We start from the raw sequence: 12,830 nt of genomic DNA on the forward strand, positions 1-12,830 counted from the left end.
TTGGCCCAGGGGGTCCTAGGTGGCGCGTTGGGCGCGGTGGCGGGCTTCCCGGAGTCGGACCTTCGAGGGGAGGCGGTCCAGGCCGGCCGAGTCTCGTGCGTGTGCGAGTGTTTCGCGGCTCAGTTGCCCCAGAGTCCGCTTTGGATCGGCGTGAGGCTCCAACAGCAGCCGCACGCGCGCGGTGGGAGCGGTACGTCGGCCGGTCAGCCGGACGTGAGCGCGTGAGACCCCGTGGAGGGCTTGTGCCTCTTCCTCGATGACCCTCTCCAGTGTGCGGCCGTTGAGCCGGGCCGGCGCGCTGTCTTCGCTGTCGATGAGGACCCGGTCCAGGCGGTGTCTGCGTTGCGCGAGGAGCCACCACAGCAGCAGGGCCAGCAGCACGGCGAGCACCGCGATCACGGTCGCCCACCACCAGCCTTCGTCCCGCCACCGGGTGCGTCCCCAGGCGCCCAGCACCACATCGTCCGGCCCGCGGAAGGGCCACCAGCCCGGCACGTCGAAATCCCAGTGGCGCTGCAGGTCCAGTGCGCCCAGCAGCACGCCGCCGCCCAGGGCGAACAGTCCGAGGCCGACAAGCCCGAGCAGCACCCGGTTCACCGTCTTGAGCATCAGGGTCACCTCAGCCCTTCTTGGGGCGCCGGACGCGCACGGCCAGTGTGGGTTGCCGGGCCAGGCCCAAGGACGTCACGGCTTCGCCCAGTTCGGCGTCCAGGTCGGAGCGGACCTCCTCAAGATCGCGGAAGTGTGCCCGTGCCCGGGCTTTGACCTTCCGGCGGCCGACAGCGACCTGTGCCGACTGGACACCGGGCACCTGCATGGCCCGGTCGCGCAGAACCAGGGCGGCCGCGCGGCGGTCGAGCCCGGCGCGGACGTCCTCTGTCCCGGGGATACCGGTGGGCTCCCGCATGGGCAGCAGCCGGCGCAGTCCCGGCGTCACCGCCAGCAGGAAAAGCCACAGGCCGAGGGCCATCGCGACCGCGGCCCCGACGATCATCCAGACGTCGTCCAGGGGCCGTGTGGCCAGTTCCTCGGCGAGCCGCCGCCGCCAGCGCATCGCATTCCGGCCTGCCCGCACCGCGACCACGTCGTACAGGAGAAATCCGACGGCCGCGGCGGACAGCAGGGCTGCCAAGGCCGCGGGAATCCGCCGCGCCGACCAGAAACGGTGCGCCGACCGGCCTGATCCGTCGGTCACCTTCGTGGCGCCCCCGGCCGTCCCAGGGGTGCCGTCGGCGGACGGAGCCGCCTGTCCCGGACCGGAGGAGAGGTCACTGTCACCGGTCGGCTGCCGCGAGGTGTTCGCGCTCATCGCACCCTCTCCCGGTCCGTGTGCCGCGTATGCGCCGAGTGCAGTTGCTCGACCGAGACCACGAGGTCGGACACCTCCATGCCGGCCCATGCCCTGATCCGCTCGGTGACCTCCCGGCGCACCGCGGCGCACTGCGCCCCGATGTCGGACGGATAGCCGAGCTCGACGGTGATGTGCAGCCGTGCCTCGCCGAGCACCGCCTGCCGTCCGGCGGCGGACTCGGCGTCCCGTCCTGCGCCGGTCCGTTCCGGCGCCCGCCGTACGGATGTGCTCACGTGTGGCGTCCGGTGGCCGGGTGGTACGTGGCCGGCCGACTCGGCGAACCGGCTCAGCGCCTCGCGCGCCACCCGGGCCGTGATCTTCGCGACGACCCGGTCGGTGACGGCGGTCGCCCCGCGCTCCCCGCGGGGGACGCCCGGACGCTCATCGGCTTCCCCGCTCACCGCCGCCAGTCTCCCCGAGCCTGTCGCCGGTCGTCGCGGATCCGATCCTGCCGGTCCCGGCGGCGGACGAAGTCGCCCGGTTCGAGATCACCCTCCATGAACCGCCCGATGACGAGACCGACGACGCCCAGCCCCAGCACCAGCAGGAAAGCCCAGAAGTCACCGAAATACGCGGCGAAACCCAGCGCCATTCCGGCCATCAAGCCCACCACGCCCCTGCTCATTTCGCGCTCCTTCACTCAAGCGGGCTGCTCCGCTCCGGCTACTGGATCCGCTGCCGCTCCTCCCCTTCGTCCTCCTCGTCGTCCGGCAGTTTCACGTCGCTGACCATGATGTTGACTTCCACGACTTCCCGGCCCGCCATCCGCTCCACCGCGGCGATCACGTTCTCCCGCACCTCACCGGCCACGTCCGTGATCGAGACGCCGTAGTCGACGACGAGCTCCAGATCGATGGCCGCCTGCAGCTCCCCGACCTCGACACTGACCCCGCGCGTGGCGGATTTGCCGCTGCCGGCGCCGGGCATCCGCTCCCGCATGGATCCCATCGAGCGGGCGAATCCGCTGCCCAGGGCATAGACGCCGCGTACGTCCCGTGCCGCCATTCCGGCGATCTTCTCCACCACCACATCGGCGACGGTCGTCCGGCCTCGGGAACCGGGCGCAGCGCCGAGCCTGACGCCGGTGTTCTCAGTCATCGGGATATTCCTCCCTCGCGAGGCCACAGATAACCCATTACTCGGATTATATTCTTTTTAGTACCTTTTGCCCGTCTGTAGAGCGTGAGACGGGGTGGTCCGACGAGTGGCCCGAGGCCCGGCCCCGAGCTCTCAAGGACACTCGGGCAAAACGCGGCGGGAAGAGAACCGCGGCCGTGGAGAAGAAGGGTGAGTGGCCAGTGACCGAGGCGTGGACGCAGGCAGTACGAAGCCGGCTTGGCCTGGGCCGGCTGCTCCCGCTCGGCGGGCCCCACGACGGGACGTGGATCACCGAGCAAGCGGCCGTCCAGGCCCTCGGGCGCACCGCCGCCGAGGTCCCCGGTGTCCGACTGGAGTCCCTGCGCATCGGGTCGGCGCCGCTCCAACCCGTGTCCGAGCCGTCCGTCCGTCCGCCGGCCAGCGCGCTACCGCCTGGCCCGCTCACCATCGAGGCCGCCTTCACCGCATCCCTCGTGCGGCCGCTGCCGGAGACCGCCGACGAATTGAGGAGCACACTGCTGGGCGCGGCCACTGAACAGCTCGGGCTGGCCACGGTGACGGCTGACCTGCGCGTAACGGATCTCCGTGAGGTCCCGGAGGCAGGCATGACGTCCCGGACCGCGGCGACGGCCATGAGGCCCACGCCGGAAGCTGCGGCCGCGCGGAACTCGCCCCCGGTGACCGGAACAGGGTCCATGCGCGGACTCGCCAGGGAGCTGGCGGACGTCGCGACGGGTGTGCCGGGCGTAGCCCGCCTCACGGCCATGCTGGGCAGCCGCCCGGTCAGGGTGGAGGACCAAGATGATCCACCCGGCCGACACATCGAGGTTCACCTCGCGGTCGGCCCCGGACACCATCCACTGAAAGTCGCCCGCGCCGTCCGGGAGGCGGTAGCCGAGGCAGCCACCACTCACAGCCCGGGCCCGGCCACCGTCGCCGTCCTCATCACGGAAACCGCGCCCTGGCGACAGACCTCGCCGGTCACCGTGATGAGTGCCCCTCAGTGATCAGCCGACCCCCCTCCCCCGACCTTCCCGGTTCTTCCCTGAAAGCGCGCGGCCGTCACTCCGCCAGCCCTGACCTGCCACGGTGTGAGACCTGCCTGACAGGGAACCCGCATGCGGAGAGCGACGTCGTCCCTGCTCCGCGGTCGCGCGATGTGCATCCGCAACGGCCAAAGCGCATCCCTGCCTGTGGCCCGGTCTCAGCAACTCCGAGGCGGCGCCTGACCATCCGCCCCCTTCGGAGAGAGTTTCCGAGGCGGCGCCTGACCATCCGCCCCCTTCGGAGAGAGTTTCCGAGGCGGCGCCTGACCATCTGCCCCCTTCGGAGAGAGTTACAGCAACATGACCACCAACACCACGGTCCGCCCCCCGCCCTCGGAGACGTCGGGCAGTGACTTCGCCCGATTGTCGAGAAGGATCGCTGATGCCGGCCTGCTGGGACGCCGTCCCGGCTATTACGCAGTGCGGATCACAGTGGTGGCCGCGCTCTACGTCAGTGGGTGGGCCGCCGTCGCGCTCGTCGGCGACAGTTGGTGGACACTGGCGGTCGCCGTCTTCCTGGCCGTCGTCTTCGGCCAGGTCGCCCTGCTCGCCCATGACGCAGCCCACCGCCAGGTGTTCCGCCGACGCCGGGCCAGCGAAGCATCCGGCCGGATCGCCGGTGCCGGTATCGGGATGGGCTACGGGTGGTGGCAGGACAAGCACACCCGCCACCACGCCAACCCCAACCACGAGGAACTCGACCCCGACCTCGCCCCCGACCTGCTGGTCTGGTCCCAGGACCAGGCCCGGGCCGCCAAGGGGCTCCCCCGCCTCATCGGCCGCTGGCAAGCCTTCCTGTTCTTCCCGCTCCTCACCCTGGAGGGCTTCAACCTGCACGTGTCGAGCGTGAAGGCGCTGGCCAACCGCTCGCTCAAGCACCGAACGCTCGACGGCACCCTGCTGTTCGCCCACTTCGCGGTCTACCTGACCGTCCTGCTCTGGCTGCTGCCGCCCGGCATGGCGATCGCCTTCATCGCCGTCCACCAGGGCCTGTTCGGCGTCTACCTCGGCTCCCTCTTCGCTCCGAACCACAAGGGCATGCCGATCCTGACGGGCGATGACCGCCCGGACTTCCTCCGCCGCCAGGTGCTCACCTCACGCAACGTGCGCGGCGGCCGGTTCACCGACATCGCACTGGGCGGGCTGAACCACCAGATCGAGCACCACCTGTTCCCCAGCATGCCCAGCCCCAACCTGCGCAAGGCCCGAACCATCGTCCGCCACTACTGCGAGGAACTGGGCGTGGACTACGTCGAGACCGGGCTGATCACCTCCTACCGGCAGGCCCTCACCAGCCTCCATCAGGCCGGAGCACCGCTCAGGCACCCCCACGTCCCCGCCTAGAGGGTGCTGCCGCATGCCGTCGGTGCCCGTGATGCGGTGACTGACACGGCACACATCGGTCCAGGAGCACGGCTATCCGGCATCCGGCGACGACTGCGTCACCGTCGACGACGAGCTCTGGTCGGCGGTCGCGAACCCGGCCCGGCGCTACAAGGTTGCCGTCGACCCGTCGTCGGACGAGGGCCTGGCAGAACGGATTCAGCACACATGAGGCCGGGAATCTCCGTGAACACGTGAGAACTACGGAGGGGCATTTCCCCAGGCCATGCACCGTAATGTCGGCGTATCCGCAGGTCACAGCCCCCACCCGAGGAAAACTCCTAAAGCGGGTGTCGCAGGTTCGAATCCTGCCGGGAGCACGACCTGCGCCGCAGGTAAGGGAGTTCCAGACCCCTCGTTCCATTCGAACGGGGGGCCTTCCTCACGTCTGGAGTCCGCAAGGAGTCCGCATCCCCGCGCGCACCCGAGACGCACCTCTCGCAGATCTGCGCCGTGCCCGTCGGGAGGACGGGCCGAAGATGTGCGGACCCCTTGGGAGGCCAAGCCGCGCGGGACAGAACCTGGCATACTTGAAGTATGGCAACTCGGAAGATCACCATCACCGTGCCGGAAGAGCTGGTGGAATCGATCAAGGAGCGCGTCGACGCGCGCGGGGTGTCCGGCTACATCGCGGCCGCCGCCGCTCATCAGGACGCCATGGACCGGTTGCGCGAATTGGCCGAGCGCCTCGAAGAAGAGCACGGCGCGGTGACGGACGACGAGCAGCAAGCAGCGCTGGACCGCATCGCCGCCATTGACGGCTGGCATGACGAGCAGCCATCGAATTCGGACGAGGCCGCGTGAGCCGCACCGCCCGAGCGAAGCTGCACCGGCCGCGACAACGCGTCTTCGTGTTTGACTGCGAGGCTCTGTCCAAGGCGGTTCAGGGCGACCGGGAGATGGCCGCGCTGATCAAGACGGCTCCGCGGCTGGACATCCCGATCGTCACCTCGGCGCTCACTACCTTGGAGGCATGGGATCCTCGCGAAACGTCGAGGCAGGCATTGTGGAACTGGACGCTCTCCCGGATCCGCATCGTGCACACGGACGATCAGGTGATCGCCATGGCGCGAGACATGCTGAAGGCAGCCGGCCTGCATGGGCACAAGTACGCCATCGATGCCATTCTGGCGGCGGTGGCCGGGCGGGAAGCCGTGCAGGGAGCTCAAGCAACCGTGTTCACTTCCGACACCGACGACATGAATCAACTCCTCGCGGGACACTCCGTGCGAGTCGAGAAGGTCTGACGAAACGGCGCCCGCGCTGCCATTCGACCACTCGCCACCTACCCCTGAGCAACCCGTACTCAGTCAGACCGCATCCACCGGCACGCATTCAGCACACATGGGAGCGGGAAGCGCCGCGAACAGGTGAGAACTGCAGAGGAGTGTTTCCCCTGACCAGACGCCTTGCGGCGTACATCTACCCAGGTCAGCGCCTCGTCCAGGCAAAACTCCTAAAGCGGGTGTCGCAGGTTCGAATCCTGCCGGGGGCACAGCGCACTAATCGATCCTGATGTCGTCGACAGGATCGTCGGTTTCCAGCGACACAGACGCCACTCGGGCAAGTGCGGGAGGGATCTCGATTCCCGGCAGCGGACCGCGCGGGCCGTCCGCAACTGCAGGCGGGCAGACACGGGTGGGCTCTTCTGCACTGAGCGCTGTGCATCGTGAAGTTGCTGGTCACGGGTCTGGTGTGTGCGGGGTTCGGGATGCTCGTGCTGGTCGTGGGTGGATGACTTCGGTGAAGATCGTCGGTCACCGGGAAACGTCACGGTTTGTGAGGACGAGCAGGAACCTCACCAAGGCGGTCGCCCACGTCGGGTCGGTGCGGAGCTTGCCGAACACGCGCCAGTTCTTGAGGTGGGCAAAGCCGTGCTCCACCGGTGCCCGGACCGCTGCCAGTGCGGTGTTCCTGAGTGCCACCGGCCCCGCCGCGAGCGCGGGTCGGGCACCGAGCCGAACCAGAGGCTCAGGTGAGCGACCTGGTCGGGGTCCGTAATGATCACCAAGCCCGCGCCCGCACCGCTACCTGCCCCTCACGCCGAAGACCCGTACAACCACGGGACTTGAAGCCGCCTGGTTTAAGCCTGCGAACGTTTCTGCCCTCGGATCTTGCGAGAAGCATTGACGTCATTCATGGGATGTCTAGCATTCTCTCGATCGGTACTTCGACCCTTGTTCGACATGCCGGACAGTCGGGGTCGCACCACACCTCATTCCGGACAGCCTCTGACGGGGCGAACCGGTGTCGCTTGCTCAAGGATGACGAGGTCCTTATGCCCAGACGTAGTTTCAGTCTCAGACGCCCGTCCGCGGTGCTCGCCGCCGTGGTTGCGGCCCTGGCCGCGTTGGCGGCGCTGCTCGTCGCCGGCCCGGCTCAGGCGGCCACCACCAGCGACGTACGCGGTGTTGATTCCGGCAAGTGTCTCGACGTGTCGGGCTTCAGCCAGACCGACGGCGCGAACGTGCACATCTGGGACTGCCACGGTGGAACCAACCAGCAGTGGACGTTGACGGACAGCAACCAGCTGACCGTGTACGGCAACAAGTGCCTGGATGCCCGGGGCGGCGCCACCACGTCCGGGACCCCGGTGCAGATCTGGACGTGCAACGGCAGTGACAACCAGCAGTGGCGGGTGAACGCCGACGGCACCATCGTCGGCGTGCGGTCCGGGCTGTGCCTGGAGGCCGCGGGCTGGGGCAAGGCCAACGGCACGGAGGCGCGGCTCTGGTCGTGCCAGGGCGGCGCCAACCAGAAGTGGACCGGCCTGTCCGGGCCGAGCAACACGTGTGCTCTTCCGTCGACCTACCGGTGGACCTCGACCGGTCCGCTGGCGCAGCCCGCGAACGGGCAGGTCGCGCTGAAGGACTTCACCACCGTGAAGTACAACGGCAAGAACCTGGTCTACGCGACCACCTCCGACGGAAAGAACTGGGGCTCGACGATGTTCAGTCCCTTCACGAACTGGTCGGACATGGGGGCGGCCACCCAGACCCCGATGAACGAGCCCGCAGTGGCGCCCGAACTGTTCTACTTCGCGCCCAAGAACATCTGGGTGATGGTGTCCCAGTGGAGCGAGTGGCCGCTCTACTACCGCACGTCCAGCGACCCCACCAACCCCAACGGCTGGTCCGCCAGGCAGCCGCTGTGGACCGGCACCCTCCCCAATTACCCCGATCCGAACCGGAGGTATGCCCCGATCGACCCGACCATGATCGCCGACGACCAGAACATGTACCTGTTCTTCGCCGCTGACAACGGCAGCATCTACCGGGCGAGCATGCCGATCGGGAACTTCCCCAGCAGCTTCGGCTCCTCGTACACGACGGTCATGAGCGACACGGAGAAGAACCTGTTCGAGGCGCCGGAGGTCTACAAGGTCAAGGGCCAGAACCAGTACCTCATGATCGTCGAGGCTCGGGGTGTCAATGAGCAGCGCTTCTTCCGCTCATTCACGGCCTCCAGCCTGAACGGTCCGTGGACCCCGCAGGCCGCCACCGAAAGCAACCCCTTCGCCGGCAAAGCCAACAGCAAGGCCACCTGGACCAGCGACATCAGCCACGGTGCCCTGGTGCGCGAGAACCCCGACCAGACCATGACCATCGACCCCTGCAACCTGCAGCTCCTCTACCAGGGCAGGGACCCCTCCACGGACGGCGCCGAGTACCTGACGCTGCCGTACCGGCCGGGCCTGCTCACCCTGCAGCGCTGACCCGCCTGATCCACGGTGATCGCGATGTGGTGCGGTCCGCCGACGCGTAGACGACCGGTTTACGGCGTGGGCGACTCCACCCGCTGACCGATACTCACCACCTTGAGGAACCCCAGCCGCGTGTCGGTCGGGGTTCCTCCCTTTCGTGGTTGTCCCCCGCGGGCGCATGGCGGCGTAACGGGCAAGCGTGCACTGATCCGTACCTGACATCCGTGCGCGGTCCGGCAGGATGCGATGACGATCCCGCATTCGAGGAAGTCGTGGCCGAACGCCGCTGGTGCCCGGCAGGTCGGCCTGGTGGATCAAGTCGATGATGTCGTCCACCATGCCCTGGCGATTTGGCCCAGAGACGGCCCAGCCCCACCAAAAAGGCGAGGCATTGTCGAAACCGGTGGACTGGCCGGGCAGTGGACGCACTGGCCCGCCCGCGCCCCACCGGGCATCCGCACCACGAGCCTGGTCCACGAGAACGCCCTGCTGGCCGTGCCCGACCGGCACCCGCTCGCCCAGCTGGAGTACGTGCCGCTGGACAACCTGCGAGGCCAGGTCTGGGCCAGCTGCCCACCGGGCACGAGGTCCGCGAACAACCCTGACCGGGAGCGGTACCTTCAGCTGCTCGCAGTGATCAACAGCTGGTCGCCCCCGGAAAACCTGGCACCGGTGCTCGACTGGTTCATCCAGGCCTTGCGTGACCCGGATATCGGGGTAGCGGCCCGGTCGCGACGCGGCGTGGCCGGACCGGTTCACGTCACGCTGCCTTCGCCTGGACGGCGGGTTCTGGGCTGGACCGCGCCCTGGCGGCAACTTCCGAGTGTCGGCGCGGCCGCCGGTACCGCGGAGGCGATGCCGCGCGGCTTGACGTCGACCGGCCCGCCGCAGCCGCCGGACTCCTCCCGATATCACGCTGTACGGCAGCCAGGACGGTGTCGACATCCTGCTCAGCCGCCAGGAGGCACCGGCCACGGACGGATCGGCCCCCTGCTTCCCGAGTGAGGCAGGGGGCCGAGCCGTCTCCGCCGTCAGGCGAGCGGCGGAAGTTGTTCGCCCTGGACGGCCTGGAGGTCGATCCCGACGCGGAGCGTGGTGCCGATGGCGGCCATGCCGGCCTGGACGACCTGGTTGTAGTTCATCGCGAAGTCCTCGCGCGGCAGTTCGACGGTGGCCCGGAACGCGGCCCGTGGGCCGCCCCACGGGTCGGGACCGGTGCCGAGGCAGGCCAGGTCCAGGGCAACGACCCGGGCCTTGTATGTTTCCTGACCGCCGACGCCGGCGCGGAGGCCGACGGCCCGGCGCGCACGCCACGGGTGGGTGGCGTTGCTGCCGGGCCGTCAGTCACTCACGCGGTCTCACTTCCCGTGCAAACCCCTGCGGCGACGTCCGCGAAGCACCAGCACGCCGCCGGCAGCGATGACCAGCAGGCCACCGAGGGCGCTGTACGTGGCAGCGCTGCTCGCCCCGGTGGAAGCCAGGTCGCCGGACGTGCTGCTCGGGGTCGACTGGCCGACGGGCGCGCCGACCTCCCCCTGCGCACGGGTGCCGGTCGTGCCGGGGGCCGAGACAACCGGCGTGACGGCGGTCGGCGTGGGGGCGGGCGTCGGCTTGTCAGCGCCGGCGGTCCCCGACCTGGGCTTCAGCTGAAGAGTCGTGATCGAGTACGGCGGCAGCGTCTGTGCGACCGCCGTGCCCCGCTTCGCCGTCGTCAGGGCGGTGTCTCCCTTGCCGTACGAAACTGTCGTGACCGCCCCTGCGGCCGGGGTGAATCCGGCGTACGAGAGCGACACCTGCGCCGCGTTCTGCGGGCTCTTGTTGGTCAGCATGACGTTCAGACCGCCGGTGCTGTTCCGCACCGCGTGCACAGTGACCGACGAGTTGCCCGAGGACGACTTGACCATGGTGTCGCCAGGCTTCGCCAGTGCGGTCAGCGAGCGGATGCCCCAGTAGGTGGGGAAGGGCGTGTCGCGCCGCGGTTGGCACTTCCCGCCGGCGCAGGTTCCGGCGGAGAGTATGCCCCCGTCCTGGTAGTCGGTCTCGCCGTGGACGGTGGTGGGTGCTTGGTCCGTGCCGTTGTGCAGGTTCCACCAGTCAACGTGGGTGGCACCCTGCTCGAACCAGGTCATGTAGGTGTCCGGCGCGAACAGGGCCGCGGCCTGGCTGGTCAAGGCGGGCGAGCCGACGCCGTCGGTCTCGGTGACCGCGATCTCCACCGAAGCGGCGCGCGAGCCCGTGTACTTGGCGACCAGCGAGCGCAGCTCGGACGTGGTAGCGGCGATCTTGGAGGGGGTGTTCAGCAGGTCGGCCGTGGTTTTGCCGCCTGGATACCAGTGGACGATGACGAAGTCGATCGAGCTTCCCGCGATGGAGAGCACCGTGTTGTTCCAGTCGGCGGTGTCACCGGGAGCCTTCTCCTTGTCCGGCCAGCCGCCGGGGGTGGTGAGCACCGCTCCGATCTTCACCGTCGGGTCCACGGCCTTCATCGCCTTCGAGTAGGCGACGAGGTTCTTCCCGTACTCCTTCGGGCTCTTGTCGGCGTGATCGTCCCTTTCCCAGCCCTTGCCGTTGCCGTAGTGCCCGTTGCCGTAGACCTCGTTGCCGATCTCCCAGTACTTCACGCCGTAACCCTTGTCGACGTTGGAGTACTTGACCCAGTCGGCGGCCTCCTGGGGGGTGCCGGAACCGTAGTTCGCGGTCAGGATCGGCTGGGCGCCGACCTTCTTCGCGATGGTCATGAAGCGGTCGAAGTTGGTGTTGGAGGGGATCCAGCCCTTGCCGTCGCCGGAGGTGTGGGTCTTCCAGTGGTATTCGTCCGCGCCGGAGCCGCCGGGATAGCGCAGCTGCCGAACTCCCGCGGCCTTCATCAGCGATGTGACCTTGGCGTCCCCCATGTGCTCGTCGCCGAAGCCCAAGTTGAGGCCGGCACCGCTGCTGGGCACCGTGCCCAAGGAGGTACCGGCGTCCACCTTGATGCCGACGGTCGGCGCGGCGTCCGCGCTGGGCGCCAGGGCGCCGACACCGGCCGAGGCGGCGAGCACCGCCACCGCCCCCGCGACAAAGCGGCGGCGCATCCGGCTACGGCGGGGCGTGCGACCCCAAGGCATCGGCTGCTCGGCGGATATCGGGTCGTCTGGTGACACGTGGGGCTCCGATCGGGCGTTGATACAGAGGGCGTAGCGCCGCTGACCACGGCTCGCCCTCGTCGGTACACGCCTAAGTGGCCACCCAGAGCGGAAAGGTTGCCGTCTCAATTATTTTTTTTCGCCGAGACCCGGTCGCACCGTCTCACCGGACGCGGTGACCCCGTGCCCCGGTGACACGCCCGGGCTCCCTTTCCACCTCGACGGCGCGAACCATCTCATGCTTCCGGTCGCACACCGCCCCGCGGTGGCCGAGCGGCTGAAGCCGCACACGACGCACAGGAAAAGACAGACGACGGCCGCCGCCACCGCGACGGGCGGCGGCGCGGCCCAGGCCGCACTGGCCGGCCGGAGCGTGGTGGCCGGAGCACCCGACAACCCGGCCACGCCGCATCACCACGCCCAGGAGAACACCCTTGGCAGGCGGGCGTTGAGCCGGGGGGCCTGGCGCGTCAGGTGGTCGCGCTCGGCGAGGTTGGGTGCCTTGTGGGCCGCCTCGGCGTACAGCCGAGGCGCCGTCGCCAGGTCGCCGTCGCGCTCGTGGAGGTACGCCGCCACCGCGGCGTGGCGGGGCATGGGGTATCCCCTGCTCGAAGAGCTTGGGAAGGAGTCGTCCAGCGCCGCGAGCGCCGCCAGGCCGGCGCTTGGTCCGTCGACCTGGCCGACGGCCACCGCGCGGTTGAGCCGGACGACCGGGCTGTCGGTCAAATGCACCAGCTCGTCGTACCACTCGACGATCTGCATCCAGTCGGTCTCCTCGGCGGTGGGCGCGTCGGCCTGGTCGTGGGTGGATGACTTCGGTGAAGATCGTCGGTCACCGGGAAACGCCGCGGTTCGTGAGGACGAGCAGGGACCTCATCAGGGCGGTCGCCCACGTCGGGTCGGTGCGGACCTTGCCGTGCCCGCACCGCTACCTGCCCCTCACGCCAAAGACCCGTACAACCACGGGACTTGAAGCAGTCTGGTTTCAGCCTGCGAACGTTTCTGCCCGCGAGTTTTGCGAGAGGTATTGACGCTGATCACCGGAACCCTATTATCCAGTTGCTCGACACTTCGACCCGCGTTCGCTATGTCGAACACTCCAGGGCCGCACCACACCGTCTCCG

General features: G+C 68.8%; 11 protein-coding genes and 4 pseudogenes. 6 read left to right on the forward strand and 9 right to left on the reverse strand.

What is annotated here, in order from left to right; translation table 11 throughout:
• Positions 1 to 15: 15 nt before the first annotated feature.
• The 5 genes from amaP to AB5J49_RS20390 are packed head-to-tail and all read right to left on the reverse strand — an operon-like array spanning position 16 to position 2,449.
• Positions 16 to 609: an alkaline shock response membrane anchor protein AmaP gene (gene amaP / locus AB5J49_RS20370; RefSeq protein WP_369175203.1), complete on the reverse strand. Its 594-nt coding sequence runs from the start codon at positions 607 to 609 to the stop codon at positions 16 to 18.
• 10 nt (positions 610 to 619) lie between these two features.
• On the reverse strand, positions 620 to 1,309 hold the full coding sequence (locus tag AB5J49_RS20375; protein WP_369170043.1) for a DUF6286 domain-containing protein: 690 nt from the start codon (positions 1,307 to 1,309) through the stop codon (positions 620 to 622).
• On the reverse strand, positions 1,306 to 1,752 hold the full coding sequence (locus AB5J49_RS20380) for an Asp23/Gls24 family envelope stress response protein (protein WP_369170044.1): 447 nt from the start codon (positions 1,750 to 1,752) through the stop codon (positions 1,306 to 1,308). Before AB5J49_RS20380 ends, AB5J49_RS20375 begins: the two co-directional genes overlap by 4 nt.
• Positions 1,749 to 1,976, reverse strand: coding sequence for a hypothetical protein (locus AB5J49_RS20385; protein ID WP_369170045.1), 228 nt, complete (start codon positions 1,974 to 1,976; stop codon positions 1,749 to 1,751). The genes AB5J49_RS20380 and AB5J49_RS20385 overlap by 4 nt, the downstream gene beginning before the upstream one ends.
• A 38-nt stretch (positions 1,977 to 2,014) precedes the next feature.
• Complete coding sequence (locus AB5J49_RS20390) at positions 2,015 to 2,449, reverse strand: Asp23/Gls24 family envelope stress response protein (protein WP_369170046.1); 435 nt, start codon at positions 2,447 to 2,449, stop codon at positions 2,015 to 2,017.
• Between the two features lie 200 nt (positions 2,450 to 2,649).
• Between AB5J49_RS20390 and AB5J49_RS20395 the strand changes: the two genes are divergently transcribed.
• From AB5J49_RS20395 to AB5J49_RS20410, 4 genes are all read left to right on the forward strand, one after another.
• Positions 2,650 to 3,456: a hypothetical protein gene (locus AB5J49_RS20395; RefSeq protein WP_369170047.1), complete on the forward strand. Its 807-nt coding sequence runs from the start codon at positions 2,650 to 2,652 to the stop codon at positions 3,454 to 3,456.
• Positions 3,457 to 3,795: 339 nt separating this feature from the next.
• Positions 3,796 to 4,839 carry a fatty acid desaturase gene (locus AB5J49_RS20400; protein WP_369170048.1) on the forward strand — a complete coding sequence of 348 codons (1,044 nt, stop codon included), beginning with the start codon at positions 3,796 to 3,798 and terminating at the stop codon, positions 4,837 to 4,839.
• Between the two features lie 576 nt (positions 4,840 to 5,415).
• Positions 5,416 to 5,682, forward strand: a complete 267-nt coding sequence (locus AB5J49_RS20405) for a hypothetical protein (protein WP_369170049.1) — start codon at positions 5,416 to 5,418, stop codon at positions 5,680 to 5,682.
• On the forward strand, positions 5,679 to 6,125 hold the full coding sequence (locus AB5J49_RS20410) for a hypothetical protein (protein WP_369170050.1): 447 nt from the start codon (positions 5,679 to 5,681) through the stop codon (positions 6,123 to 6,125). Before AB5J49_RS20405 ends, AB5J49_RS20410 begins: the two co-directional genes overlap by 4 nt.
• A gap of 510 nt (positions 6,126 to 6,635) precedes the next feature.
• Here AB5J49_RS20410 and AB5J49_RS20415 read toward each other — a convergent pair.
• Positions 6,636 to 6,791, reverse strand: a pseudogene (locus AB5J49_RS20415) (IS5/IS1182 family transposase); the annotation flags it as partial.
• Positions 6,792 to 7,156: 365 nt separating this feature from the next.
• On the opposite strand from AB5J49_RS20415, the gene AB5J49_RS20420 reads away from it, so the two are divergent.
• Positions 7,157 to 8,593: a non-reducing end alpha-L-arabinofuranosidase family hydrolase gene (locus tag AB5J49_RS20420; protein ID WP_369170051.1), complete on the forward strand. Its 1,437-nt coding sequence runs from the start codon at positions 7,157 to 7,159 to the stop codon at positions 8,591 to 8,593.
• A 576-nt stretch (positions 8,594 to 9,169) separates the two neighbouring features.
• Positions 9,170 to 9,283, forward strand: a pseudogene (locus tag AB5J49_RS20425) (MerR family transcriptional regulator); the annotation flags it as partial.
• 329 nt (positions 9,284 to 9,612) lie between these two features.
• Here the strand turns inward: AB5J49_RS20425 and AB5J49_RS20430 are convergent.
• The 3 genes and pseudogenes from AB5J49_RS20430 to AB5J49_RS20440 form a co-directional block, all read right to left on the reverse strand.
• Positions 9,613 to 9,819: pseudogene (locus tag AB5J49_RS20430) on the reverse strand (hypothetical protein); the annotation flags it as partial.
• 120 nt (positions 9,820 to 9,939) lie between these two features.
• Positions 9,940 to 11,655: an LPXTG cell wall anchor domain-containing protein gene (locus AB5J49_RS20435; RefSeq protein ID WP_369170052.1), complete on the reverse strand. Its 1,716-nt coding sequence runs from the start codon at positions 11,653 to 11,655 to the stop codon at positions 9,940 to 9,942.
• 462 nt (positions 11,656 to 12,117) lie between these two features.
• Positions 12,118 to 12,501 (reverse strand): annotated as a pseudogene (locus AB5J49_RS20440) (RNA polymerase subunit sigma-24); the annotation flags it as partial.
• Positions 12,502 to 12,830 lie beyond the last annotated feature (329 nt).

It is taken from the genome of Streptomyces sp. R28, assembly GCF_041052385.1.
Taxonomy (GTDB): Bacteria; Actinomycetota; Actinomycetes; order Streptomycetales; family Streptomycetaceae; genus Streptomyces.